The sequence below is a fragment of the Actinoplanes sp. NBRC 101535 genome (assembly GCF_030269225.1).
Taxonomy (GTDB): Bacteria; Actinomycetota; Actinomycetes; order Mycobacteriales; family Micromonosporaceae; genus Actinoplanes; species Actinoplanes rectilineatus.
Map to the genome: position 1 here is coordinate 159916 of NZ_BSSY01000012.1, position 25945 is coordinate 185860.

The following is a 25945-nucleotide window of genomic DNA, read 5'->3' on the forward strand; positions in this document are numbered from 1 at the left end:
AGGAGGTCAGTTGCGGGTGATGGTGAAGGTGGTCGTCGGGTTCTCGATGTCCCGGTAGTTGTCGGACAGGCGGAGGTTGGTGAAGGTCGCCGCGCCCACCGCCGGCCCCTGGCCCGCCTCCGGCAGCGGGTTGGCCCAGACCGCGTAGCCGGACTTGGCGTCGTACTGGTCGCCGCTCCGGTGGGCGCCGGTGATCGAGATGTTCGTCAGGACGGTGTCCTTGATCGGGTTGACCGGCTGGCCGCCGATGTACTGGGTCTGGAACATGATGCCGGCGTAGGTCGGGTCGACGATGTCCACATTGTTGACGCGGATGCCCTGGAAGACCTTCGAGGCGCTGAACAGCCAGATCGCCGGGAAGACCTGGTCGCCCCAGAAGTGGCCGCCGGCGCGGACGATCGAGATGTTGTCGAAGGTGGTGGGCGGGGAGGCGCCGAAGCCGTTCATCGGGTACCCGAAGTCGAGCGAGCTGATCGTGATGCCCGAGTAGACCAGCGTGTCGGCGATGTAGATGTTCTTGAAGGTGTTGGCGTAGCCGCCGTAGACGGCGATACCGGCCGCCCGCCACGTCAGGATCGTCGTCAGGTTCGAGAAGACGTTGTTGATCTCGTCGGCGCCGCCGGCGTCGATCGCCGAGAACAGGGCGAAGCTGTCGTCGCCGGTGGCGCGGGCCTCGTTGTTGTCGACCAGGTTGTCGGTGCTGCCGTTGGTCATGTTGACGCCGTCGGCGAACGTGTTCCGGATCCGCGAGTTGGTGATCTTCATGCGGTCGGTGTTGGCGCCCCAGTAGAGGCAGACCACGTGTTCGGCCCAGATGCCGTCGATGGTGATGTCGGCGACGTTGGCGAAGTCGAACACCTTGCCCGGCCCGTCGATGCGGATCGTGTAGTTGCCGAAGAAGGCGAAGTTCGCGAACGTCGACCCGTTGGCGGTGGCGTCGGCCCGGAAACCGGCGTCCGTCTCGGTCTGCGCCGACGGGGTGAAGAACCGGGTGTACCAGGGTCCGGCGCCGATCACGCGCACGGACCGCCCGTACACCTGGAATTTGGAGCTGGTCTGGTAGTCGCCGGCGGGCAGGTAGACGCCCAGCTTCGAGGTGTCCTGCCGGGCGGCGTCCAGAGCTGCCTGAACCGCCTGCTGATCAAATCCATTCGGCACGACATATCGTGAAATGTCGGGATTGGGGGCAGCGGTCACCTGCTCCAAGTTGATGAAGTCGATCGCAATCGGACCGGTATTCGCCGCGTCCTTCTGCAATCGAAGAGTGCTACCGGCAGGATACGACGCCGGCAACAGTATGTTCGCCTCATCGTAAATGTGCCGTGGCCCGGTCCCGGAATTCTGCGGCGCGCTCTCACTGCCGTAGAGCCAGGCGAAACGCGAGGTCAGCGGCAACGACCGGATCATAGTCCCGTTGACGTACACATTGATCGAGCTCGTCGTGTTGTCCGGGATGGAGAACCGGGCCACCACGGTGTTCGTCGCCGCCCGCGTCGTCCACTGCACCGAGGCGCCGGTCTGGTTCAGCGTGACCGCCTTGCGGCCGGACGCCTCACCGGCCAGGTCACCGACCGTGCGGTTCGGCCCGACGACCGCCGCCCCACCTGCGACCTGCCCGTCCTCCGCCTCGTAGAAGTCGAACGGCATGTTCGCGCCGCGCCCTACGAAGAACGACTTCTCGCTGGTGTTGTTGGCCTGCTTGACCGGCAGTTCGTTGGTGTCGTTCGCGATCACGGTCCGGACCGTGTAGCGGCCGTTCACCGCGGTCCACGTGCCCAGGGTGATCGCCGGCGAGGACGCGCCGGCCGCCAGCGTGCCGGTCCACGATCCGGTCAGGGTGCGGACGACCGTGCTGCCGTCGAGGACGGTCAGCGTCACATTGTGGGCGCCGCCCGCCGAGGCCGCCGAACCCTGGTTCTTCAAGGTCACCGCGAACGTCACCGTGTTGCCCGCCGCCGGGGTGCCCGGGGACCAGGTGACCGCCGAGGCGACGAGGTCGGAACTGCTGACCGGGGTGACGACGAGTGCCGTCGGATGGGTCCACGCGTTGTTGGCCTCGTTGGTCTCGACGACCGAGCCGGACTCGTCGACCTTGGCGGACAGCTGGTAGCTGCCCGCCTCCCGGGTTCCGATGGTGGCGGACACCGTCGTCGAGGCGCCGGCCGCGAGGGCGGGGACCGCCACGGTGCCGGCGCGAGTCGTACCCGTATAGAAGTTGATCTCGGAGGATCCCGATGCGGCGGTGCCGGCGTTGCGCACGGTGGCCGACGCCGTGATCGTGTCGGTCTCGATCGGGGCGCTCGGTGTGAACGAGGTGGCCGTGATCGTCAGATCCGGGTTCGGAGCGAGCGCGCCGAAAGCCTGCACCTCCGCCACCTGGCCGCCCGGCGCTCCCGTGTTGGCGGTGAAGGAGAGGCGCAGGTCGGCGAGGGTCGCGCTCACCGGGACGGTCACCGTGTTGCCGGTGGCCGGATCGAAGGTGTACGCCGCCGAGCCCACCACCGTCGCGAAGGAGGACGACGACTGCTCCCGTCCCAGGACCGCGAACGTCTGGGTCCGGGTGGCCCAGGCGCCGTTCGGGTTGAGTTTGACGACGACCGAGGTCAGGGCCGCGTTGGCACCCAGCTTGACGGTGAGGTTCGCCGGGTGGGCGCCGCTCTCCCAGTAGGTCGCGGTGTTCCCGTCGTTGGCGTTCGTCGCGACGAAGCCGCCGACGGTCGACGACGCTTCGGCGGGTTTCTGGGCGGCCAGATCGTTTCCGGTCGGCGGCGGCTCGGAACCCCCGGTGCCGTAGACCTCGAGTTCGGACAGTTGGGCCGCGGGCCAGCCGGTGTTCGCCGAGAAGCTCAGCCGTACGTAGCGCACCGAACCGGACACGTCGATGCTGACGGTGTTCGCGCTCGCCGGGTTGAAGACGTACCCGGCGCTCGCTTTGAGGGTGCTGAACGTGGAGCCGTCGGTGCTGCCCTGCACGGTGAGGGTCTGCGTGCGGGTGGTCCAGTCGGTGGCGGGCGGCAGTTTGAGCACGGTCCGGTTGATCGCGGCGGTGGCTCCGAGATCGACCTGCAGCCACTGCGGGAAGGCGTTGCTGCTGCTCTCCCAGTAGGTGGCGGCGTTGCCGTCGCCGGCGTTGGACGGTTGGTAGACGTCGTTGCGGCTGGCGGCCGTGAAGGTCTTTCCGGCGGCCAGGTCGGTGTCGGCGGCGTTCGCCGCGGCGGGAGCGTGAAGGAGAGCTGCCACGGTGATCGCGACGACCGCGAGCACCCTTGTTCGAGACATGGGAGCGCCTCTCTGACAGGGGATGGGGGTGGTGCGCGCCGGGACGGACCCGGACGAATCAGCGGCGGAGCCAGACGGCGGTGTCGGGGGGCAGCAGGTCGCCGTCGAGGGGTGCGCTGGTCAGCAGCACCGACGTGTGATCCGGGAGTGCGACCGCACGTTCGGACAGGTTCAGGGCGACGACGAGGTCAGGACCGCGGGTGTACGCGAGAACGCCCGCGCCCGTGCCGACCCAGTCCATCGGCGCGTCCCGGAACCCGCGGCGCAGCCGGATCGCGGTGCGGTACAGCTCCAGCATCGAGCCGGGGTCGCCGGTCTGGGCCTGCACGGTCAGGCCCTTCCATTCGGCGGGCTGCGGCAGCCACAGTTCGACGGCGGAGCCGCTGAACCCGAACGGCGCCTCGTCACCGGACCAGGGCAGTGGCACCCGGCAGCCGTCCCGGGTGTGCCCGCGCCGGGCGAACATCGGGTCTTGGACGAGGTCCTCCGGGATCCCCTCGTGTTCGCCGAGTCCCAGCTCCTCGCCCTGGTAGACGTAGGTGGCCCCGGGCAGCGAGAGGGTCAGCAGCGCGGCCGCCCGGGCCCGCCGGGTGCCCAGCGCCAGGTCGACCGGGGTGCCGTCGAGGTTGTTGTCGAAGCTGAACGTGGTGTCGGCCCGGCCGTACCGGGTGACGTGCCGGGTCACGTCGTGGTTGGAGAGCACCCAGGTCGGCGGGGCGCCGACGGTCGCGTGCGCGGCCAGGGTGCGGTCGATGCAGGCCCGCATCAGGGTGGCGTCCCAGGCGCAGCCGAGGAAGTCGAAGTTGAAGGCGGCGTGCAGTTCGTCCGGGCGCAGGTAGTTGGTGAACCGTGTGACGTCCGGCATCCACACTTCGCCGATCAGGGCTTTCTCCGGGTACGCGTCGGCGATCCGCCGCCACGAGCGGTAGATGTCGTGTACCGCGTCGAGGTCGTGGAACGGGTGCGGTTCGCCGTCGACGACCTCGGGCAGGGCCGGGTCCTTGACGAGCAGGGCGGCCGAGTCGATCCGGATGCCGTCCACGCCCCGGTCGAACCAGAACCGCAGGATGCTCTCGAATTCGGCTCGGACTTCGGGGTTGTCCCAGTTGAGGTCGGGCTGTTCCGGGGTGAAGAGATGGAGATACCAGGATTCGTCCGGTAGCCGTGTCCAGGTCTTCCCGCCGAACTCGCCGGTCCAGTTCGTCGGCTCGTTGCGGAACCAGAATCGGTCGCGTCCCTCGCCGGCCAGAGCCTTCTGGAACCAGGGATGCTTACTGGACACGTGATTCGGCACAATATCGATAATTATCCGGATATTTGCCTCGTGGGCCTCCGTGATCAGCGCCGACGCCTCGGCCAGCGTGCCGAACACCGGGTCGATGTCGCGGAAGTCCGCCACGTCGTACCCCGCGTCGGCCATCGGCGACGGGTACCACGGGCTCGTCCAGATCGCGTCGACCCCGAGATCCCGCAGGTGACCGAGCCGGGACCGGATGCCGGCGATGTCACCGATCCCGTCGCCGTCCGCATCCGCGAAACTGCGCGGATAGACCTGATAGATGACCGCATCACGCCACCAAGCTGTGGACACCGATACCTCTCTCAACCCTTCAGCCCACCCGAGGTGAGGCCGGACATGATGTTGCGCTGGAAGATCAGGAAGATGACGACGGTCGGGATCGCCGCGATCACCGACGCCGCGATCACCACGTTCATCGGGGTGCCGCCGGCGAAGGCGTAGATGCCGACGCTGACCGTGCGGGTGTCCGGGTGCGGCATGACCAGTTTCGGCCAGAGGAAGTCCTTCCAGACCGCGGTCACCGCGAAGATCGAGACCACCCCGAGGATCGGTCGCGCCATCGGCAGGATGATCGAGGCGAGGGTACGCAGCGGACTCGCCCCGTCCACCTGAGCGGCCTGCACCAGTTCGTCGGGTATCGCGTCGAAGAACCGCTTGAGCAGGAAGATGTTGAACGCGTTGGCGACCATCGGCAGCCAGATCGCAAACGGCGAGTCCAGCAGGTTCAGGTGCACGACCGGCAGCTCGATCACGGTGACGTACTGCGGGACGATCAGCACCATCGCCGGGATCATCAGGGTGGCCAGCATCGATCCCAGGATCGCGGTGCCCAGGACCGGGCGCAGCTTGGAGAGCGCGTACGCCGCCGCGGTGTCCAGCACCAGCTGGAACACCACCGCCCCGGCCGCGTAGTAGAACGTGTTGAACAGCAGTTTGCCGAGGTTCAGGTGGTTCCACGCGTCGGCGTAGTTCTGCACCCGGGGGTCCTGCGGGAACAGCGTCGGTGGCGTCTGCGCGATCTCCTGTCCGCTCTTGAGCGCGCCGGTGACCATCCAGTAGAGCGGGCCCAGGAACACCAGGGTGAACACCGTGACGACGACCGCGAGCAGCGTCCAGTAAACGACCCGGCCCCGCTTCACCTGTGTCGAGGAGATCAGGGTCCGGCTGCTCATGCGTCGTCCTTCCTGGTGGTCAGCCGCACGTAGAAGGCGGAGAAGACGGCCAGGACGAGCAGCATGATCACGCCGAGGGCGGCGGCACCGTTCAGATCGTTCTGGAAGAACCCGTGCTGGTAGATCAGGTAGGCGACCGAGACGGCCGAGTCCTGCGTCCCGGCGCCGTTGGCCAGGATCAGCGGCTCGATGAAGAGCTGCATGGTCGCGACGATCTGCATCATCGCCAGCAGGGCCAGGATCAGCCGGGTCTGCGGGATCGTGACGTGCACGATCCGCCGCCAGACGCCGGCCCCGTCGAGTTCGGCGGCCTCGTACAACTCGCCGGGGATGTTCTGCAGCGAGGCCAGGTAGATCAGGACGGCGCTGCCCATGTTCATCCAGGTCGACGCGATCACCATGGCCGGGATCGTCATCCGCGGCGACTGCATCCACTCCGACGTCGGCAGGTGCACCGCCGTCAGGATCGCGTTGAACAGTCCCGCCTCGCTCGGGTCGTACGCGTAGTACTTGAAGAGGAACAGTGCCGAGGCCGGCGGCAGCATCACCGGCAGGTAGACCAGGATCCGCAGGTAACCCGTCGCGTGCCGGAACTCGTTGAGCAGGATCGCCACGAAGAACGGCAGCGCGTACCCGAGGACCAGGGCCAGGACCGTGAAGACGAACGTGTTCTGCCAGGCCGTCCAGAAGCTCGGGTCGGCCACGATCCGGGTGTAGTTGTCCCAGCCCACCCAGGTGGTCTCGCCGCGCCGGGTGCGCTGGAAGCTCATCACCACGCCGCGGATCATCGGGTACCACATGAACAGGGCGAAGCAGAGCACCGCGCCGATCAGGAACGCGTGGCCGGTGAGGTCGTCCAGGATCCGGCGGCGTCGCCGGGACCCGGCCGGGTGCACGGTGACCTGCTCGTGCACCCGGGCCGCAGCGGTGAGGACGCTCATCAGCTGCCGGCGGCCAGCAGCTGATCGACCTTCTCCTGCGCGGTCCCCAGGAGGGTGTCGACGTTCGCCTTCGGGTCGGTCAGCACCCCGGACATCGCTCCGTCGAGCACCGCGTAGATCGCCTGCGCGTTGCGTGGCTCGCCCTGGATCGGGACCGGGTTGTTCTCGAAGGCCGCGAAGTTGCCGGTGTCCACGTTCGCGTTCGCCTTGCGCAGCTCCAGCTCCTGCTTCTGCGCGTCACTGCCGTTGGCGAACAGCAGCGGCTGCGGCAGGCCGACCGGGTAGTTCTGCGGCTTGGCCCGGACGTAGTCGAGCTGACCCTTGCCGGGGGTGAGTTTCTGGTACGCGATCCACTTCAGGCCGGCCTCGACCTGCTCGGGGCTCAGGTCCTTCTTGAAGAAGTAGCCCTCGCCGCCGCCGAGCGTGCCCTTGGCGGGACCGTCCTGGCCGGGCAGTGGACCCATCGCCCAGTCCTCGTACTTCCCCTGGAACTGGCTGACGATCGCCTGGGTGGCGTCCGGGGCGCCGATGAACATGCCGACCTTGCCCGCACCGGCGTTGGTCAGCAGGTCACCCCACTGGAGCAGCTGTCGATCGCCCATGCTGTCGTCGGCGTACCGCATGTCCTTCAGGTTCTGCAGGACCTGCTTGCCGAGCGGGTTGTTGAAGTCGGCCTTCTTGCCGTCCTCGCTGAGGACCCGGCCGCCCTGCGAGTAGAGCAGCGAGGTGAAGTGCCAGCCGCCGGTGTTGCCGGCGCTGTACTCGGAGTATCCGGCGATGCCGTCACCGAGCGCGGCGATCTTCTTGGCCGCGGCGCGGACCTCGGGCCACGTCGTCGGCGGGTTCGCCGGGTCCAGGCCGGCCCTGGTGAACAGGGTCTTGTTGTAGACCAGGCCCATCGAGTAGTTCTTCACCGGGACCGCGTAGAGCTTGCCGGAGTCGGTGAAGACCTCCTTGAGTGCCGGGTCGACGCTGTCCCAGGTGGGGACGGTGCTCGCCGACACGGCGGACGTGATGTCCAGGGCCTGGCCCGAGTCGAGCACCTGCTGCAGGTCGGTCATGTACCCGTAGAAGACGTCGGTCATCGTGCCGCCGGCCAGCCGTGCGGTGAAGTCCGGCGGGTTGTTGCACTGCTCGCCGACGCTGACGCTCTTGATGGTGATGTCCGGATTCGCCTGCTCGAAGGCCGCGACGTCGGCGTTCCAGTTGTCGAGCAGCTCCTTCTGGGCGCCGACCGGCTGGCAGTCGACCGTGATGGTGACCGTGCCGTCGGTGTCGGTGCCCGAATCGTCGCCCTTGGTGGAGCAGGCCGTGAGGGTGGCGCCCAGACCGGCCACGAGCAGGATGCCGAGCGCTTTTCTGGTGTCGAGCATGGGGGACGTCCTTCCCTAGACGCACCTATGGCCTGGAGTCAGATGTGATCTGGCTCTCGCATGTTTCGTGGCTGTGACGATACAAAGACGGACTGTGTCGCGCAAGAACTCGACTTGATCGAGAAATTTCTAGACACACAAAAAGGGCGAGCCGTTCGGCCCGCCCTTTTGCCTGGTTACGTCAGCGTTTGGGTGCGGGACCCGTCGATCCGCGGACCACCAGCTCCGGCTCGAAGAGCAACTCGTCCGGCTCGACGCCGCCGCCCTCGATCTGGTTGACCAGCAGGTCGACGGCTGCCTGCCCCATCGTCTCGATCGGCTGGCGGACCGTGGTCAACGGCGGATCGGTGCAGGTCATCAGCGCCGAGTCGTCGAAGCCGACCACCGAGACGTCGGCCGGCACGTCCAGTCCGAGGCGGCGGGCCGCCCGGATCGACCCCAGCGCCAGCACGTCGCTCGCACAGATCAGGCCGGTCGCACCGCGCTCGATCAGCTTGGTCGCGGCGAGCCGGGCGCTCTCCATCGAGAAACTGGTGCGCTCCACCGACCAGCCGGCCCCGGCGATCCGGGTCAGCGCCTCCAGCTTGCGCCGCGACGGCATGTGATCCTCCGGCCCCATCACCATGCCGACGTGCTCGTGGCCCAGCGAGCGCAGATGGCCGTACGCCTGCTCGACCGCGACCGCGTCGTCGGTGGAGATGTGCGGGAAGCCCACGTCCGCCCCGGCGTTGACCATCACGACCGGCATGTTCCGGTCGATCAGCGCCCGGTAGTGCGCGTGCTCCGCGTTGGCCAGCGCGTAGGCGCCGCCGGCGAAGACCACCCCGCTGACCTGGTGATCCAGCAGCATCTCGATGTAGTCGCGCTCGGGCACGCCACCGATCGTGCGGGCGCACAGCGCCGGGGTGAAGCCGCGCTGCGCCAGCGACGCGGTGACCACCTCGGCCAGCGCCGGGAAGATCGGGTTCTGCAACTCGGGGAGCACCAGGCCGACCAACCGGCCCCGCTCGCCGCGCAGTTTGGTGGGGCGCTCGTAGCCGAGCACGTCGAGCGCGGTCAGCACCGACGTGCGGGTCGCCTCGGAGACGCCGCTGCGCCCGTTGAGCACCCGGCTGACGGTCGCCTCGCTGACCCCGGCCTTCTTCGCCACTTCGGCGAGACGTTTGGTCACGTCGGAATCTTACGTCAGATCCTTGCAAGAAATGAACTTCCTTGTTGCGTACGCGGACCAGGCTCCGGCTGTGCTTGCAGACATTTGCAGGCACGGGGAAATCGCCGCGCCGCCGACGGTCCGGTGGGATGTTGGTGGCGAACGGCAGAAAGGGGCCACCCCCACATGACCGACTGGGAGCAGAACGACGACTGGTCGGCGCAGGACCGGCAGCGCGACTCCGTGCACCGGCTCGCCAGCGTGAGCGACGACATGGCCACCGCCACCCGGTCCGCGGTCCGCGCCGCCGAGACCGCGGTCCAGGTCATCCAGCGGTTGGAAGCGAGCAGCACCGAGATCGGCAACGTGGTGCAGCTGATCGCCACCATCGCCCGGCAGACCAACCTGCTGGCACTCAACGCCACCATCGAGGCGGCCCGCGCCGGCGAGGCCGGACGCGGCTTCGCCGTGGTCGCCAGCGAGGTCAAGGACCTCGCCAACGAGACCGCCACCGCCACCAGCCAGATCGGCAGCCAGGTCGACGGCATCCGGTCCGGCACGGGCGACGCCGTCTCCGCGATCGAGGAGATGCGCAACCTCATCGAAGAACTCGACCGCTGCCAGAAAGTCATCAGCGGGATCGTCGTGGAGCAACAGGCGCACTGAGCGAGGATGGGCGGATGCCTCGCCCACGCCCCCCGCGTCACGTCGCCGACCTGCCGTGCCCCTGCGGCGGCGGATCGTACGCCGCCTGCTGCTTCCTGCCGCACGACGGCAAACCCGCCGCGAACCCGGAGACGTTGATGCGCTCCCGGTTCAGCGCCTACGCGCAGGACCGCCGTGCCTACCTGCTGCACTCGTGGCACCCCGACACCCGCCCCGCCGACGTCACGCCTGAGCCGGGCCTGCGCTGGGTACGACTGGAGATTCTGGGAACCACCGGCGGAGGACTGTTCGACGCCGAGGGCACCGTCGCGTTCCGCGCCCACTACACCGAAGACGGCCGGCCCGGCGTGATGGAGGAGAACAGCCGCTTCGTCCACCACGACGGCCGGTGGGTGTACTGGGGACCCGTACCGAGCCTGTGAGGGAGGGCGTCATGGCGTCACAACGACCGATCGAGGACGGGATCGTCAAGGACTTCCACGTCAACCTGTCGTACGGCGAATACCTGCACCTGGACGAGATCCTCGGTGCACAGCACCCGGTGAGCGTGCCGGAGCACCACGACGAGCTGCTGTTCATCCTGCAGCATCAGACATCCGAGCTCTGGCTCAAACTGATCATCCACGAGTTGCGCGCGGTGCAACGGCACCTGGCCAAGGACGAGCTGCGGCCGGCCCTGAAGGGACTCGCCCGGGTCAAGCACATCCAGCGCACCCTGACCGAACAGTGGTCGGTGCTGGCCACCCTGACCCCCACCGAATACGCCCAGTTCCGCAGCTTCCTCGGCACCTCCTCCGGCTTCCAGTCCTACCAGTACCGGGCCGTCGAGTTCCTGCTCGGCAACAAGGACCGCCGGATGCTGAGCGTCTTCGACGACGCGCCCGCCGCCCGGGAACTCCTCGAGGACGCCCTCGGCAGCCCCAGCGTCTACGACGAGTTCCTGCACTTCCTGGCCCGCCGCGGGCACGCCGTCCCGGTCGAGATCCTGCAGCGCGACGTCACCGAGGCGTACGACTACCAGCCCACCCTGGTGCCCGTGTTCCGCGAGATCTACGAGAACGCCGACCAGAACTGGGACGTCTACGAAGCCTGCGAGGAACTCGTCGACCTGGAGGAGAACTTCCAGCTCTGGCGGTTCCGGCACCTCAAGACGGTGGAACGGACCATCGGCGTCAAACGGGGGACCGGCGGCTCCAGCGGGGTGTCGTTCCTCAAGGCGGCCCTGGACCTCACGTTCTTCCCGGAACTGTTCGCCGTGCGTACCGAGATCGGAGTTCCTCGTTGAGCGACCTGCTCGCCCGCGCCGCAGCCCTGGACGCCGCCGACCCCCTCGCGCCGCACCGGGACGCGTTCCTCACCCCGCCCGGCAGCGACCTGCTGTCGTACCTGGACGGCAACTCGCTGGGCCGGCCCCTGGAGGCGACCGCCCGGACGGTCGAGGAGTTCGTCCGCGAACAGTGGGGCGGCCGTCTGATCCGCGGCTGGACCGACGGCTGGCTGGAATGGCCGCTCACCCTCGGGGACCGGCTCGGCGCGATCGCCCTCGGTGCCGCGCCCGGCCAGACGGTGATCGCCGACTCGACGACCGTCCTGCTCTACAAGCTGGCCCGCGCGGCCGTCGGCGCCCGCCCCGGCCGTCGCAAGGTCGTCCTGGACACCGACAACTTCCCCACCGACCGGTACGTGCTGGAGGGCATCGCCGCCGAACGTGACCTCACCCTGGTCTGGATCGAGACCGACCCGGTGACCGGGATCCACCCGTCGCAGGTCGCCGCGGCGGTCGACGAGGAGACGGCGCTCGTGCTGTTCTCACACGTCGCCTACCGCTCCGGCTGGCTCGCCGACGTCGCGGAGATCAACCGGATCGCGCACGCGGCGGGCGCGCTGACGCTGTGGGACCTGTGCCACTCCGCCGGATCCGTGCCGGTCGCGCTGGACGACTGGGGTGTGGACATCGCGGTCGGCTGCACCTACAAATACCTCAACGGGGGGCCGGGGGCGCCGGCGTTCGCCTACCTGCGCCGGGAGCTGCACGAGACGGTGCGCCAGCCGATCCAGGGCTGGATGGGCCACCGGGCGTCGTTCGAGATGGGCCCGCGATACGAGCCGGCGGCCGGGATCCGTGCCCTGCTCAGCGGGACCCCACCGATCCTGGCGATGGTGCCGCTGCACGCCAACCTGGACATGCTGGAATCGGCCGGCATCGAGGCGGTCCGGACGAAATCGTTGCTGCTCACCGACTATGTGCTGGAGCTGGCCGACACCTGGCTGGCGCCGCACGGCGTCACGGTGGTCAGCCCACGCGACCAGGACCGGCGTGGCGGCCACGTCACCCTGCGACGACCCGGATTCGAGCGGCTGCTGGAGCCGTTGTGGAATGGCGGCGTGATTCCCGACTACCGCCGCCCCGACGGCCTGCGCATCGGCCCGGCGCCGCTGAGCACCGGCTTCGCCGAGGTCCACGACGGCCTGGCCCTGCTCCGTGACCTGGTGGAGAAGCACCGGTGAGCATCGAGGAGGAACCGGCTGCCGGATGTTGCGGTGGGGCCTCGGGCGGCTGTGCGGTGGCCGCGCTGCGCCGTACCCCGTGTACCGCGACAGTCACGCGAAGCGCCGTCCAGCCCTCTGCGACCTGGCTGCTGGCCGACTCCGTCTGGTGGGGTGGGCGGCTGCGGAACGGTGTCGCGCTGCGGGTCGACGGCGGTGGCCGGGCCAAGCCGATGCCGGCCGAGATGGCGCCCGCCGACAGCCGCAGCCTCCCCGGAACGCTGCTACCCGGCCTGATCGACGCGCACGTGCACTCAGCGCTGGTCGACCTCGCCGCGGTGCGGGCCGGTGGCATCGCCGCGGTCTGGGACCTCGGCGCCGACCCCGCGGTCGTCGCCGACTTGGCGGCGAAGGCACGGGGGCTTCCGCTGATCCGCTATGCGGGACCGTTCCTGATCGCTCCGGGCGGCTATCCCAGCGACCGGTCGTGGGCGCCCGCCGGCAGCTGGCGGGAGATCCACTCCGCCGCGGACGGGGCCGATGCCGTCACGGAGGCCTCCGGGCACGGTGCCTCGCTGATCAAAGTGACCGCGCACGCCGGAGGGCCGATGCTGCCGCAGGGCACCCTCGACGCCGTCGTGACGGCCGCGCACGCGGCGAGGCTCCCGGTCGTCGTGCACGCCGAAGGGCCCGGCACGGTTGCCGCGGCGTTGGCCGCCGGTGCGGACATGCTGGCGCACACACCCTGGTCGGAGCCGCTCGACGACGGCCTGCTCCGGGAGAGTGCCGAGCGGATGCGCTGGATCAGCACGCTCGACATCCACGGCCGGGGACAGACCAACCCCGCTGTCGAGACCGCGCTGCGCAACCTGCGGCTCTTCCTGGGGTACGGCGGAAGCGTCCGTTACGGGACCGACCTCGGCAACGGTCCGCTCCCGGTCGGCGTCAACGCCCGCGAGATCCGGCTGTTGCAGTCGGCGGGTCTGACCCCTGACGACATCCTCACCGCGATGACCGAATCCGACAGCCCTGCCCTGTCTCTGGTCCCGGGCGGGCTGGACCGCGAGCCGACAGCGTTCGCCGACTCGCTGGCCACCGCCCAGGTCATCCCCCGCGACTAGACACCTTTCGCAGTCAGGGTCTGCCTCTGTGGTGATTTAGGGCGCTCAGCACGCCCGAATTCACCACACCCACAACAGTGTGGTGATTTCGGGCGGCCAGCGCGCCCGTATTCACCACACCACCAGGGGTGTGTTGATTTGGGGCGTCCAGCGCGCCCGAAGTCCCCACACCACCAGGGGTGTGTTGATTTGGGGCGTCCAGCGCGCCCGTATTCACCACACCGCCAGGGGTGTGGTGAATTGGGGCGTCCAGCGCGCCCGAAGTCACCACGCGGATGGGCTTCGCACCCTGACCACGGAACGTGTCTAGACACGTTCGGTGCTCGACATCCGCGTGGTGATCGGGGGCGCAGGGAGGGTGAGCGTGGGCTCCCGCCGCGCTGGTGGCGGCGGGAGGTGTGGTGCTCCTGGGTGCTGCTCGGCGCGTACCCCCGAGGCGGCCTCGGCGCGTACCCCCGAAGCGGCGTGCGAGATCCGCCCGCCGGGGCCGAACCTCGGCAGGGCCACGACGAGCAGGCCGCCTGCCGCCGATCTCAGCGAATCCGCCCGGATCTGCCCCTCGTGTCAGAGAGTGACGGAAACGCCGGTGGTGGCGCTCTGCCGGGCGGCGTCCAGGATCTCCATGTTGCGGACGGTGTCCCAGGGATCCACCGGCAGCGGCGCACCGGTCAGGATCGACTCGGCCACTGCTGGGTAGAACGTGTCCCAGCGACCCCGGCAGCTCTCCACGGGGGCGCCGGTCGCGCCGCGGTGCAGGTGACCCCAGTTGCGCTCCGGCTCGACACCCCAGCGATCGGCCAGCTTGGCCGGGGTCTTGCCGGCCTTGAGCAGCGTCTCCTGGTGGTCCAGCTCGGGGGAGATGTACGTGCTGAGCGTGCCGGTGACGCGGAACCGGGGTCCCGGGCCGGGCTGGCGCCAGCTGCCCCAGAGGTGCGACTCGACGCCGCCGCTGTGGTGCAGGGCGATGAAGAAGTCGTCGTCGAGCGGCGCGCCGCGCATCTCGGCGTGCACGCGGGTGACCGGTCCGTGCAGCTGGACGGCCTGGTCGACGAGGTGGGAGCCGAAGTCGAGGAGGGTGCCGCCGCCGGCCGCGGGAGGCTCGCGGTCGGGCGCCCAGCGTTCCATCCGGGACTCGAAGCGCCGGACGTCGCCGAGGGAGCCCTTCTCGATCAGTTTGCGCAGGGTGAGGAAGTCGGAGTCCCAGCGCCGGTTCTGGTAGACGGTGAGCGGCACACCGGCCGTCTCCGCCTCGGTGACCAGCTTGCGGGCGGATTCGGCGTCGAGTGTGAAGGGCTTGTCGACGACGGTGACCAGACCGGCGGCGATGGCCTCGCGGGCCAGCGTGGCGTGGCTGTCGGCGGGTGTGGAGATCGCCACGGCCTGGGCGCCGGCCTCGGCGAGTGCGGCGACCGAGTCGAAGGTGGCGACGCCGGGGTGGTCCTCGGCGACCTGTGCCCTGCGCTCCGGCGACGTGGTGACGACGCCGACGAAATCGACGTTCAGGGCTGAGGCGATGAGCGGTGCGTGGAACACGCGTCCGCCGCTGCCGTAGCCGACCAGTCCGAACTTCACCCGCTCGATCATGTCCGGAAGTTTTTCACATGGATTGCCATCCTGTTGCATGCCAATCGGCCCGTGACGGTGTGATGCGTACCCCATTACCGTCCGTGCGGATGCCGATGGGCGGAAAACGTTGTAGTACGCGCGCCGGAAAGTGGAACGGATCAAGAGAAAGGCCAGGTACCGCGCCTGTCGGATGGATGACGACATGGTCGGTTCGGGCTGTGCGCGATGTTCAATCGGATCCATGGAACCCGCTCAGAAGGACCGTACGCCGTTCGCCGACATCGACGGCCTGTCAGCACAGATGTCCGCGATGGTGTTGGCGGCCCTGACCGAGATGGGGCAGCATCCGGAGATCCGCCGGGTGCGCCGCACGGCCTACGAGCAGCTGCGCCCCGCCCCGGGACAGCGGCTGCTCGACGCCGGCTCCGGCAGCGGTGAGGTGGCCCGGCTGCTGGCCGCCGAGGTCGGCACGTTCGGCGAGGTGGTCGCGGTGGACCACGCCGCATCGGTGACCGCGGCCGCGGTCGGCCTGCACGACGGCTCCAACGTGCGGTACCTGACCGGCGACGTCTGCGCGCTCGACCTGCCCGGCGGCGGATTCGACGGGGTCTGGTGCGAGCGGGTCCTGCAGCACGTCGACGACCCCGACGTGGCCATCGCCGAGATGATCCGGGTGACCCGGCCGGGCGGCCGGATCTGCCTGATCGACACCGACTGGTCGTCGCTGGCGTTCGACGGGATGCCGTCCGGGCTGGGCGAGGTGGTGCTCGACCACGCCTGCGGGCACTTCACCCCGCGCCGGCTGGACATGGGCCGCACCCTGCGCCGGCGGATGGTCGCCGCCGGTCTGCGTGACCTCAGCGCCACCCCGGTGACCTGCCTGTTCGGCACTCCCGAGTCGGCCGCCGTGGTGCTGCCGATGGTCAACCCGAGGGTGCCGGAGGACAAGTGGCCCACCCCGCCGGGCGTCCGCGACGAGTGGCTGGAGTGCGTGGCGGCGGCCGGCGCGAGCGGGACCTTCCTGGCCGTGCTGACCATCTGGGTGGTGGCCGGCACGGTCGGCGTCAGGACGTGACCGGTTGCATCCGGTCGAGCAACTGGTCCAGCGGCATGCTGGCGAAACCGATCCGGACGTCGCTGTGCGCGTACGGCAGCCAGAACCGGCCGTCGTGCACCATGCCGCCGCAGGAGTAGAGGACGTTCGGGACGTACCCCTCCCGTTCGGTCTCGTCCGGGTCGAGCAGGCCCTCCGGCAGGTCGGCGATCACCCGCTCGGGGTTCTCCAGGTCGAGCAGCATGGCGCCGATCGCGTACCGGCGCATCGGGCCGACGCCGTGGGTGAGCACCAGCCAGCCGGCCTCGGTCTCGATCGGCGAGCCGCAGTTGCCGACCTGGATCAGATCCCAGCCGCGGTGCGGGACGAGCAGCGGACCGGCCGGCTGCCAGCGGTGCTGGTCGTCGCGGACGGCCAATCCGAGGGTCTCGCCGTCGGAGCGGCAGAGCGCCATCTTCTTCCCGCCGATGTATCTCGGGAACAACGCCATGCCCTTGTTGCGGGCGGCCGGCCCGTGCAGCGTGGTCACCTCGAAATGCCGCAGGTCCCGGGTGTAGATCACCCGACCGGAGATGTTGAACCCGTCGTACGCGGTGTAGGTCGCCTGGTACGCCGGGCGCCCGTCCGGGTCGACCACCTGCACGAATCGGGCGTCCTCCATGCCCCGGCTCTCGCTCGGGGTGGCCGGCCAGAGCACCCGCTGGTGCAGGGGCATGGCGGCCGGGAAGGTCACCGCGTAGTCGTCGTGCACGATCCGCCGGAGCAGGTCGAGCGTCATCGGCGTGGTCGGGCGGGCCTGCAGCTCGTGCGGGATGTGGCTGAGGACGTCCTCGAACTCCTGGTCGTCGAAGCGTTCCGGGAGGGCGTTCAGGACGTACGCCGAGGCCTCGTTGTCGATGTCGTCGTCGCCGAGCGCCGCGAACAGCTGGTGTCGCATGTGCTTGGCGCCGACCCGGGTGCCGATCGCCAGCGGCCCGTCCCGGTCCTCCAGCCGGATCGTCGCCCCCGGCCCGAGGATCACGCTGCAGAAGCCGACCGAGGAGATGTGCCCCTCGCCGATCTGCCGCAGGCTGACCGCCGCCCGCAGCTCACCGGCCGCGAGCCCGATCTGGTCGGGGTGCGGGACGATCGACGGGTTGCAGAGGGCGGCCGCCTCCACCGAGAACTCGTGACTGAAGTACGCCCCGATGAGGCTGCGCGCCGACGGCGACAGGTCGGCCTCCGGCGGCACCCGGTGCTGGACGACCTCGTAGTGGTGCTGGAACACCGCCAGGATGTCGTGGTGCCGCCCGGAGAAGCGGGTCAGCACGTCGTCGAGCATGCGGGTGATGTCGGCCTCGTCGAGCTGCAGGATGCGCTCGATCAGGCAGGAGGCCCGGTTGTGGGGTGAATTGGCGTCCTCGCCGGGCACGAACAATTTGATCACCACGCGGCGCCCGTCGGGGGCCATGGTGATGGTGTGCCGGGTGATGTCGGTCGCGTTCATCGTTGCGGTCATGCTAAGCCGCCCCTGACGGTCGGGTCGCGCTCCGGATCGCCAGCGTGCGGGCATGCTGCAGCGTGGAGACGAGCGCGAGGGTGGATTCGGCTCCCTGATTCAGATTAGGACCTTCCGCCGTCAATCCGTCATAACATCCGCCAGTATCCGGGTCCCACATCACCGATCCGCCGTCGTTGTCGCCGAGGAACCAGGTGATCGCCTGGAACAGCGGGGCGTCCCAGCGCTCGTCGCCGGTCACGGCGGCGGCGGTGGCGCAGGCGTCGGCGGTGGCGGCGGCCTCGATCGGCTGCTGGTCGAACCGGGCGAGCGGCTCACCGGGACGCCAGCCGGCTACCGGGACGGTGGAGAGCCGGCCGTGGTGCTCCTGCATGCCGCACAGCCAGGCGAGCATCCGCAGGCCGTCGCCGAGCAGCGCCTCGTCGCCGAGCAGATCACCGGCTGCGATGATCACCTCGGCGAGGGCCGGGTTCGCGTACGTCAGCTCGCGCTCCGGCCACACCCAGTCCGGATCCGAGCCGGGCACGCCGATCACGGTCGCCGCGTCACCGAGCAGTTCGGCTGCTCCGCTGTCGTGCGGGTCGGCGCGCAGCAGCTCGGCGGCGCCCAGCCCGGCGAACGCCATCGCCCGCGGCCACGGCGACCGGCGGCGGGCGCCCTGCCGGAAGGCGGTCAGGGCCTCCCGGCGGATCCACGGCGCCCCGGATCGGGACGCCGCGGTGCCCAGCCCCCACAGGGCCCGCCCCCACCAGTCGCCGGCCGACGGCTCGTCCAGCCACCGCCGGTCGTAGCCGAGCCGGTTGCGGAAACCGCCGTCCGGTCCCTGGGCGTGGGTGAGGAACGCCAGGTAGCGCTCGGCCAGCCTGATCAGATCCGGTCCGGGGTGCGGTTCGCGGGCGATCACCAGCAGGCCACGGGACACGTCGTCCACGCAGTACCCGTGCTCGCGCCGGACGATGGCGTAGCGGGCGTGTTCGAGCAGCCCGGTGTCGTCGGAGAGCCGGTGCACGTGGTCCCAGCGCGGCGCCGGGACGTCGGTGATCCGGATCGGCGGCGGCAGCAGCCTCAGAGATCCGGTGGTCATGCCGGGATGGTGGCCGCGGCGGCGAGAGGAAGACGATCGGCGAGCAGGCGCCCGGCCAGGGCCTGATATCGGGCCGCCACGGCAGGCCAGCGCAGAGTCGGCCCGCCGGCCAGGCCGGTGAGCCGGCCGGTCAGCCCCGGTTCGGTGATGATGTGCCGGATCGCCATCGCCATCGCCTCCGGGTCCTGGTGCGGGACGAGCAGCCCGGGACCGTCGGCGAGCAGTTCCACCGCGTGCGGGAACTCGGTGGCCACCACCGGCACGCCCGCGCCGACCGCCTCGATCAGCACGCCCGAGGTGACCTGTTCGGTCGAGTCGTACGGCAGGACCACCGCGTCGGCCGACCGGATCAGCCGGGACAGGTCGGCGGGTTCCATGTAGACGTCGGACCACTGCACGCAGTCCTCGACGTCCAGTTCGGCCGCCAGCTCCTTCAGCGAGTCCCGGTACGCGTCACCCCACTGGTCGAGCACCTTGGGGTGGGTCCGGCCGGCCACCGTGTAGAGCGGCCGGGGCTCGACGTCGTCGAGGAAGGCGAGCGCCCGCAGCGCCCACTCGATGCCCTTGCCCGGTCCGAGCAGTCCCCAGGTGAGCAGGTGCGGCCGGTCGTGACTCTCGCGGGGCACACCCAGGTGCGAGCCGGCGCCGTGCGGGATCACCGTGATCTTGTGCGGGTCGACGGCGTAGAGCTCGGTGAGACGCCGCCGGGCGGTGTCGGTCATGGTGATCACGGCGTCGGCGGTCCGCACGATCTGCTCCAGGACGGTCCGCTGCATCTCGTCCGGGTGGGTCAGCACGGTGTGCAGGACGACGATCGACGGGATCCGCAGCGCCTGGAGCACCGGCAGCACCTCGGTGCCGGTGTCGCCCGGGTAGATGCCGTACTCGTGCTGCACGATCGCCACGTCGAAGCGGTTGAGCGCGGTGGCGGCCGCGACCCAGCCGCCGGGCCGGTCGGTGTGCCAGGTGTGCACGACTCGCGGCGCGGACCGGTCGAGCGCGATCCCACCCCCGGTGGTGTCGTCGCCGGCGAGCAGCCGTACCACTCCCGACCCTCCGGTCCCACTGAGGTGGGTGGCGAGCGCGGCATTGAATGTCGCCAAACCGCATTGGGTCGGGGGATAAGTGCTCAGGAACCCGTAGGTCGCGGGCATGACAGGCCTTTCTTCTCGGCCGGCCGCCTCCCCGCAGGCCGGACTCAGCGCTGTGTGAACAGCGCAAAGACAGCCGAGTAATGATGCCCGTTTAACGCGCAATTCACATTGTGACGTTAACAAGATCTAACTAATGACCGGCTATCTTCCGGTAAATCTCCAAGTAGTCGGACACCATGCGCTCGGCGCAGAAGCGTTCCCGGGCACGAGCGGAGCAGGCGGCACGGTCCAGTCGTGGGAGGCGCGCGACGGCGAGTACCGCCTCGTCCACCGTGTCCACCAGGAAGCCCGTCACACCCTCGTCGATCACCTCCGTCATCGAACCCTTCCGGTACGCCACCACCGGCGTCCCGCAGATCATCGACTCCACGACGGAGAGCCCGAACGGCTCGGCGAACCGGATCGGGTGCAGCAGCGCGGCGCCCGATCCGAGAATCGCCGCCCGGCGGTCCGGCCCGATCGGGCCGAGGTGCACCACGGCTTCCCCGTCGACATGGGGTTCCACGCTTTCGGCGAAGTAATCCTGGTCCTGGACTATTCCGCAGATGAGCAGCCGCCGGCCGGCCCGCCGGGCGATCTCGATGGCGATGTCGGTGCCCTTGTCCGGATGGATCCGCCCGAACACGATCAGGTCGTCGCCGGCCGGGCGCGCGGTGAAGGGGAGGCCGGCGAGGTCGACCCCGTGGTGGACGGTGGCGACGTAGTCCAGGTCCGGCGAGCGGTCGCTGTCCGAGATCGCGACGAAGTGCGAGCGGGCCCGTTGGTACGCGGGCAGGATGTTCGCCCCGGAGAAACCGTGCACGGTGGTGAGCATCGGTGCCCGGCAGTGCGCCGAGAAGGCCAGGGGCAGCCAGTCCAGATGGTTGTGGACCAGGTCGAACTCGCCGGACCGGGCCAGCGCGTGACCGACGTGGATCGCCTCCCAGACGCGGCCGTCGATCGCCGGGTCCTCCTCGTACCCGGTGGCGACGACGCCGTCCAGGGTGGCGGTGGTGACCGAGTCGAGGGTGGCGAAGAGGGTGACGTCCACGCCGCGGGCGGTCAGCCCGTCGGCGAGCAGCCCGGTGATCAGTTCCCAGGGGCCGTAGTGGCGTGGTGGCGTCCGCCAGGCGATCGGCCCCAGCAATGCGATCCTCATGGCAGACACCGCTTCTCGTCCGGGGACACGTCAGCAGTATGTCCACTCGCGATCGAGATGTGCGGGGATTTGCTACAGAGGGCATCATGAATTTCTCTCTCGATCCACCTCCGTCGGCCCGCGCGACACTGGCGGCGGCCGTCGCCGTCGTGACGGTGGCCGCCGGTGCGCTGCTCGGCGCGTCACCCGCCGCCGCGGCCACCCCGGTGTCGATCATCGACGCCGCCACGGTCGGCACGTACAAACTGCAGACCGACCCGGCGGAATGGGCGACGTTCGAGCAGCGCATCGCCGCCGTGGAGGGCGGGGGCGCGGTGTCGACGGCCTCGACGCTCGACGTCGCGCTGTCCGGGCAGCAGACCGGCCGCAAGGGACTCTGTCACTACCCGAACCTGCTGCCCACGAAGTACGTGCCCGACGGTTTCTGCTGGAACACCACGGACGATCGGAGCAGCAACTACTCGAAAACCGGTGGCTGGGTGCCGCAGGGGCTGACCGCCAGCCACGACGGCGACAACGTCAACGGCATGATCGACGGCAACCACATCTATCTGGCGTCGTGGTACTGGGGGATCAACGAGTCCAAGAACGAGTTCACCCGGATCTCGATGACGGCGAACTCGGCGGTCGGCAACTCGTACGGTCACGTGCTGCTGGTGGCGCCGACCGAGTCCGGCTTCGAGGCGGTCAAGGGCAACCACGCCGACGGCATCACCTGGTACGGCAACCGGCTGTTCGTGGCCAACAGCGGTGAGCTGCAGGTCTACGACATGCGGCACATCTGGCGGATGAACAGCCTGGGCACCGACGTCGGGATCTCCGGCGGCACCTCGTCCGCGTGGGGCCACCAGTGGGTGATGCCGATGATCGGCCGGTACTGGACCCGGACCAAGGGCTCCGGCAGCTGCCAGACCACCACCGGGGCGACGCCCTGCTTCAGCTCGCTGAGCCTGGACCGCACCGGCACCGACGGCCTGATCGCCGCCGAGTGGAAGTCCGGCGCGGCCGGCGGCCGGATCATCCGGTGGCCGCTGAACGCCTCCACCGCCCTGCCCCGCGCCGACGACGGCAGCGCGTACGGCACGGTGACCGCGGTGGCCGGGTACTCGTCGCCGATCTGGGAGATGCAGGGCGCGGCGACCGACGGCACCAACCTGTACATCAGCGGGCGGTGCCCGGACAGTGCCAACGAGGACCCGAACAGCGCGGACGCGTACTCCTGCATCCACCGGGCGGTGCCCGGCCAGGAACCGCACGTCATCGCGCTGACCCCGCCGCTGAGCCAGAACCTGTCCTTCTCGAGATTCTCCGGCCGCCTGTGGGGGCTCAACGAGCGCATCGACAGCGTCGTGGGGAAGCGGGTGGTCTTCTCCATCGACGTGACCCCGTAGCCGTCCCAGGGGATCGGATGGCGGGAAAAAAGACACCGGACCCGATACGTTACGGGCATGCGGTCTGACGAGTGGTGGAAGAAAGCGGTCGTCTACCAGATCTACCCGCGGAGTTTCGCCGACTCCGACGGCGACGGCATGGGCGACCTGCGCGGTGTGATCGATCATCTCGACCACCTCGCCGAACTCGGGGTGGACGTGTTGTGGTTCTCCCCGATCTACCCGTCCCCGCAGGACGACAACGGTTACGACATCAGCGACTACCAGGACATCGAACCGCTCTTCGGTGACCTGGCCACCTTCGACGAGCTGCTGGCCGGGGTGCACCACCGGGGCATGAAACTGATCATGGACCTGGTGGTGAACCACAGCTCGGACGAGCACGCCTGGTTCCAGGAGAGCCGGTCGTCGAAGGACGGTCCGAAGCGGGACTGGTACTGGTGGCGCCCGGCCCGCGACGGCATGGAACCCGGCACGCCGGGCGCGGAGCCGACCAACTGGGGCTCGGTGTTCGGCGGGCCGGCCTGGGAGTACGACGAGAAGACCGGCGAGTACTACCTGCACCTGTTCTCGCGGAAGCAGCCCGACCTCAACTGGGAGAATCCCGAGGTCCGCGAGGCGGTGTACGCGATGATGCGCTGGTGGCTGGACCGCGGCGTGGACGGGTTCCGGATGGACGTCATCAACATGATCTCCAAGGACACGTCGTTGCCGGACGGGCGGCTGAGTGCCGGTACGGCGTACGCGGACGGCTCCGCCGCGTACGTCGGCGGCCCCCGCCTGCACGAGTTCCTGCAGGAGATGCACCGGGAGGTGTTCGCCGGCCGGGAGGGTCTGCTGACCGTCGGCGAGATGCCCGGCGTCACCGTGGACGAGGCACGGCTGCACACCGACCCGGCCCGGCAGGAGATCGACATGGTCTTCCAGTTCGATCACGTCTGGGTGGACCGCGGGACCGATCCGTGGATGTTGCAGCCGTTGCAGCTCACCAAGCTCAAGGCGATCCTCGGGCGCTGGCAGGCCGGTCTCGCCGACCTGGGCTGGAACAGCCTGTACTGGAACAACCACGACCAGCCGCGGGTGGTCTCCCGGTACGGCGACGACGGCCCGGAACACCGGGTGGCGTCGGCGAAGATGCTCGGCGCGGTGCTGCACCTGCACCGCGGCACGCCCTACGTCTATCAGGGCGAGGAGCTGGGCATGACGAACTATCCGTTCGGCGGGATCGAGGACTTCCGGGACATCGAGGCGCTCGGGCACTACCGTCAGGCCCTCGACCTGGAGGGCCGGACGCCGGACGAGGTGCTGACCGTGCTGCGGGCCCGGGGACGTGACAACGCCCGGACACCGATGCAGTGGGACGCCTCGCCGCAGGCCGGGTTCACCACCGGCACGCCGTGGCTGGCGGTCAACCCGAACCACCGCGAGATCAACGCGGCGGCGCAGCGGGACGACCCGGACTCGGTGTTCCACTGGTACCGGCAACTGATCGAGCTGCGGCACACCGAGCCGGTCGTGGCCGGCGGCGACTTCACCATGCTGCTGCCGAACGACGAGCGGCTCTACGCGTTCACCCGGCGGCTCGACGACACCGAGCTCCTGGTGATCGGCAACTTCACCGGGGAGACGGTCGGTGCCGAGATCGAGGACGCCGCGGCGTGGTCGTCAGCGGAACTGCTGCTGACCAACGCCGCGGCGCCGGACGATCTGAGGCTCGGGCCGTGGCAGGTGGTGGTGTACCGCCGCACGGTCAGGCGGTGATGACCGGCCACGCGTACCCGAGCAGGGCGAACGCCGCACCGAGCAGGGCGAGGCTGAAGCCGCGCGTGGCGATCGGCAGAGCCGCGATCACGAGCAGAATCACGGCGATGATGTAGAAGAGTCCCTGGATGGACATAATCGGCTCCTTATCAGGTGATGTGGGGGTCGGGCGGCGACGCAGTACCCCCACATCGAGGAGCGTTAAACCACGCTCACTATCACCGACGAGCTGTGCCGCACGGTCGTGTCCGTCGAAACCATCCGGACGGCGGACGCGACCGGCTCCCCGGTGCCGTGGTTGCGCAGCCAGCGGGGGTGCGCGCCACCGGCCACCAGCAGCCGGATCCGGTGCCCCGGACGGAACCGGTGTGCCGTGGATCCCATGTCGACGACGACCCGCCCGCCGGTGAACCGGGTCAGCCCGTCGCACACGTTGACCGACTTGCCGGACGGGTCCACATCGCAGAGACGGGCGAACAGGTCGGCACTGGCCGCCGTGGTCGTGGCGTCGAACTCGGCGTGCACCGTGCCCATCACCTCGACCGCCCCCGTCAGCGGCTCGGTGCTGAACAGCAGCACGTCGGACCGGGCCTCCAACTCGGCGTTGTCGTACGTCCCCTGGGTCTTCGACTGCAGCGCGCCGCCGATCGACGGGGTGGGGTCGGCCGGGTCGTACCGGAAGGTGCTCGCCCCCGGACCGGGCCCCGCGCGCAGGCCGTCCGCGGCGAGGAAGAAACGCCGGGGCTCGGCGGGCGGCGGCCAGTCGGGGAGGTCACGCCACTCGTCCGCGCCGCCGACGTGCACCCGGACCGGGGTCGCCGGCTCCCGGCCGCGCAGGGCCCGCAACGCCCACGGGTAGGACTCGGCCCAGCCCTTGTCGAGGATGCCGGTGTGCGTCCACGGGCCGATCAGCAGGTCAACCGGCAGCCCGGCGTCGCGCCGGTGCCGGTAGAGGTCGATGAACTGGCCGGTGGTGAAGTCGTGCCAGCCGGTGCTCAGGCTCAGTGGCACCGGCAGGGCCCGGGCGGCCGCGGTGAGGTCGGCGCCGCGCCAGTAGTCGTCGTCCGGCTCCGGCGAGGTCAGCCACGCCTCGAACTCGGGACGGCGGCCGCCCATGGCCGTGCGGTAGGCCTCGATCAACGGCAGCCCGAAGACGGCCTTCTTCCAGTGGCGCTGCAGCCGGATCAGCAGGCGGACGTTGTCCCGGAACATGTTGGCGTTGCCGAACAGGTTGAGACCGCCGACCAGGGAACGCTCCAGGGCGAACGCGCCGCCCGGCCAGAAGAACGAGTGCGGGTGGGTCAGGCCGACCTGGCAGACCGCGCCGCGCCACTCCGGCGGCGGATCGGCGGCGAGCGAGAGCTGGCTGTAGGTCATGTAGCTCGCGCCGAGTGTGTGGAACTCGCCGGTGAACCAGTCCTGCTTGCGCAGCCACTCGATCGCGGCCTGACCGTCCGGCGCCTCGTTGCGCCAGGTGTGGAACTCGCCGTCCGATCCGCCGGTGGCCCGGCTGCTCTGCAGGATCACGTGGAAGCCCTGCTCGGCGTAGGCGGCGCCGTAGACCATGTTCCACGGCCAGCCGCCGCGGATGTAGGTGGCGCGGATCAGGATCGTCGGGCACGGCTCGTCGGTGACCGGCGCGTAGTGGTCGGCCAGCAGGGTGGTGCCGTCGGCGCCGGGCACCCGCAGGGCGGGTTCCCAGACGACGTCATAGCGTGCGGGCGGGCCCTGCCGGGCCCGGCGCCGCCACAGACGGAGGGACAAGGGCAGTCTTCGCATGGCGCAGCTCCCTTTTTCGTACGCTGTACCA

Annotated in this window: 21 protein-coding genes; 8 read left to right on the forward strand and 13 right to left on the reverse strand. The window is 69.5% G+C overall.

Features of this window, described 5'->3' with window-relative positions; translation table 11 throughout:
- Positions 1-6: 6 nt before the first annotated feature.
- The 6 genes from QSK32_RS29720 to QSK32_RS29745 all read right to left on the reverse strand — a co-directional run bounded on the left by QSK32_RS29720 (position 7) and on the right by QSK32_RS29745 (position 9236).
- Positions 7-3279, reverse strand: coding sequence for a galactose-binding domain-containing protein (locus QSK32_RS29720; RefSeq protein WP_285473794.1), 3273 nt, complete (start codon positions 3277-3279; stop codon positions 7-9).
- A 58-nt stretch (positions 3280-3337) separates the two neighbouring features.
- On the reverse strand, positions 3338-4870 hold the full coding sequence (locus QSK32_RS29725; protein ID WP_083449222.1) for a glycoside hydrolase family 13 protein: 1533 nt from the start codon (positions 4868-4870) through the stop codon (positions 3338-3340).
- Between the two features lie 11 nt (positions 4871-4881).
- On the reverse strand, positions 4882-5751 hold the full coding sequence (locus QSK32_RS29730; RefSeq protein ID WP_045744273.1) for a carbohydrate ABC transporter permease: 870 nt from the start codon (positions 5749-5751) through the stop codon (positions 4882-4884).
- Positions 5748-6692, reverse strand: coding sequence for a carbohydrate ABC transporter permease (locus QSK32_RS29735; protein ID WP_285473795.1), 945 nt, complete (start codon positions 6690-6692; stop codon positions 5748-5750). Before QSK32_RS29735 ends, QSK32_RS29730 begins: the two co-directional genes overlap by 4 nt.
- Positions 6692-8065, reverse strand: a complete 1374-nt coding sequence (locus tag QSK32_RS29740; RefSeq protein ID WP_285473796.1) for an ABC transporter substrate-binding protein — start codon at positions 8063-8065, stop codon at positions 6692-6694. Before QSK32_RS29740 ends, QSK32_RS29735 begins: the two co-directional genes overlap by 1 nt.
- A 181-nt stretch (positions 8066-8246) precedes the next feature.
- Complete coding sequence (locus tag QSK32_RS29745) at positions 8247-9236, reverse strand: LacI family DNA-binding transcriptional regulator (protein WP_285473797.1); 990 nt, start codon at positions 9234-9236, stop codon at positions 8247-8249.
- Between the two features lie 165 nt (positions 9237-9401).
- Here QSK32_RS29745 and QSK32_RS29750 point away from each other — a divergent pair, with 165 nt between their 5' ends.
- From QSK32_RS29750 to QSK32_RS29770, 5 genes are read left to right on the forward strand one after another with little or no spacing between them, the layout of a single operon-like run.
- Positions 9402-9881, forward strand: a complete 480-nt coding sequence (locus QSK32_RS29750) for a methyl-accepting chemotaxis protein (RefSeq protein ID WP_045744269.1) — start codon at positions 9402-9404, stop codon at positions 9879-9881.
- Between the two features lie 14 nt (positions 9882-9895).
- Positions 9896-10303 carry a YchJ family protein gene (locus QSK32_RS29755; RefSeq protein WP_045744268.1) on the forward strand — a complete coding sequence of 136 codons (408 nt, stop codon included), beginning with the start codon at positions 9896-9898 and terminating at the stop codon, positions 10301-10303.
- Between the two features lie 11 nt (positions 10304-10314).
- Positions 10315-11166, forward strand: coding sequence for a tryptophan 2,3-dioxygenase (locus QSK32_RS29760; protein WP_045744267.1), 852 nt, complete (start codon positions 10315-10317; stop codon positions 11164-11166).
- Entirely contained in the window at positions 11163-12389 is a 1227-nt protein-coding gene (kynU, locus tag QSK32_RS29765) for a kynureninase (RefSeq protein ID WP_045744266.1), read from the forward strand. Before QSK32_RS29760 ends, kynU begins: the two co-directional genes overlap by 4 nt.
- Positions 12386-13489, forward strand: coding sequence for an amidohydrolase family protein (locus tag QSK32_RS29770; RefSeq protein WP_285473798.1), 1104 nt, complete (start codon positions 12386-12388; stop codon positions 13487-13489). Before kynU ends, QSK32_RS29770 begins: the two co-directional genes overlap by 4 nt.
- A gap of 564 nt (positions 13490-14053) precedes the next feature.
- Here the strand turns inward: QSK32_RS29770 and QSK32_RS29775 are convergent.
- Positions 14054-15073, reverse strand: a complete 1020-nt coding sequence (locus QSK32_RS29775) for a Gfo/Idh/MocA family protein (protein ID WP_045744265.1) — start codon at positions 15071-15073, stop codon at positions 14054-14056.
- 223 nt (positions 15074-15296) lie between these two features.
- Here QSK32_RS29775 and QSK32_RS29780 point away from each other — a divergent pair, with 223 nt between their 5' ends.
- A complete protein-coding gene (locus QSK32_RS29780) occupies positions 15297-16130 on the forward strand; it encodes a methyltransferase domain-containing protein (protein ID WP_052720764.1) in 834 nt (277 codons plus the stop codon).
- Here QSK32_RS29780 and QSK32_RS29785 read toward each other — a convergent pair.
- The 4 genes from QSK32_RS29785 to QSK32_RS29800 form a co-directional block, all read right to left on the reverse strand.
- The gene (locus QSK32_RS29785) at positions 16120-17607 is read right to left on the reverse strand and encodes a glycoside hydrolase family 130 protein (protein ID WP_045744264.1); all 1488 of its coding nucleotides are present in this window, start codon (positions 17605-17607) and stop codon (positions 16120-16122) included. The genes QSK32_RS29780 and QSK32_RS29785 overlap by 11 nt on opposite strands.
- A 1-nt stretch (position 17608) precedes the next feature.
- The gene (locus QSK32_RS29790; RefSeq protein WP_211275433.1) at positions 17609-18691 is read right to left on the reverse strand and encodes a glycosyltransferase; all 1083 of its coding nucleotides are present in this window, start codon (positions 18689-18691) and stop codon (positions 17609-17611) included.
- Positions 18688-19845: a glycosyltransferase gene (locus QSK32_RS29795; protein ID WP_045744263.1), complete on the reverse strand. Its 1158-nt coding sequence runs from the start codon at positions 19843-19845 to the stop codon at positions 18688-18690. Before QSK32_RS29795 ends, QSK32_RS29790 begins: the two co-directional genes overlap by 4 nt.
- 130 nt (positions 19846-19975) lie before the next feature.
- On the reverse strand, positions 19976-20983 hold the full coding sequence (locus QSK32_RS29800) for a glycosyltransferase family 4 protein (RefSeq protein WP_285473799.1): 1008 nt from the start codon (positions 20981-20983) through the stop codon (positions 19976-19978).
- Positions 20984-21069: 86 nt separating this feature from the next.
- Here QSK32_RS29800 and QSK32_RS29805 point away from each other — a divergent pair, with 86 nt between their 5' ends.
- Positions 21070-22374: a hypothetical protein gene (locus QSK32_RS29805; protein WP_052720763.1), complete on the forward strand. Its 1305-nt coding sequence runs from the start codon at positions 21070-21072 to the stop codon at positions 22372-22374.
- A gap of 57 nt (positions 22375-22431) precedes the next feature.
- The gene (locus QSK32_RS29810; protein WP_045744261.1) at positions 22432-24135 is read left to right on the forward strand and encodes an alpha-glucosidase; all 1704 of its coding nucleotides are present in this window, start codon (positions 22432-22434) and stop codon (positions 24133-24135) included.
- Here the strand turns inward: QSK32_RS29810 and QSK32_RS29815 are convergent.
- Both QSK32_RS29815 and QSK32_RS29820 read right to left on the reverse strand, forming a co-directional pair.
- The gene (locus QSK32_RS29815) at positions 24125-24271 is read right to left on the reverse strand and encodes a hypothetical protein (RefSeq protein ID WP_169792483.1); all 147 of its coding nucleotides are present in this window, start codon (positions 24269-24271) and stop codon (positions 24125-24127) included. The genes QSK32_RS29810 and QSK32_RS29815 overlap by 11 nt on opposite strands.
- Before the next feature lie 65 nt (positions 24272-24336).
- Positions 24337-25914, reverse strand: coding sequence for a CocE/NonD family hydrolase (locus tag QSK32_RS29820; protein ID WP_285473800.1), 1578 nt, complete (start codon positions 25912-25914; stop codon positions 24337-24339).
- Positions 25915-25945: the final 31 nt, after the last annotated feature.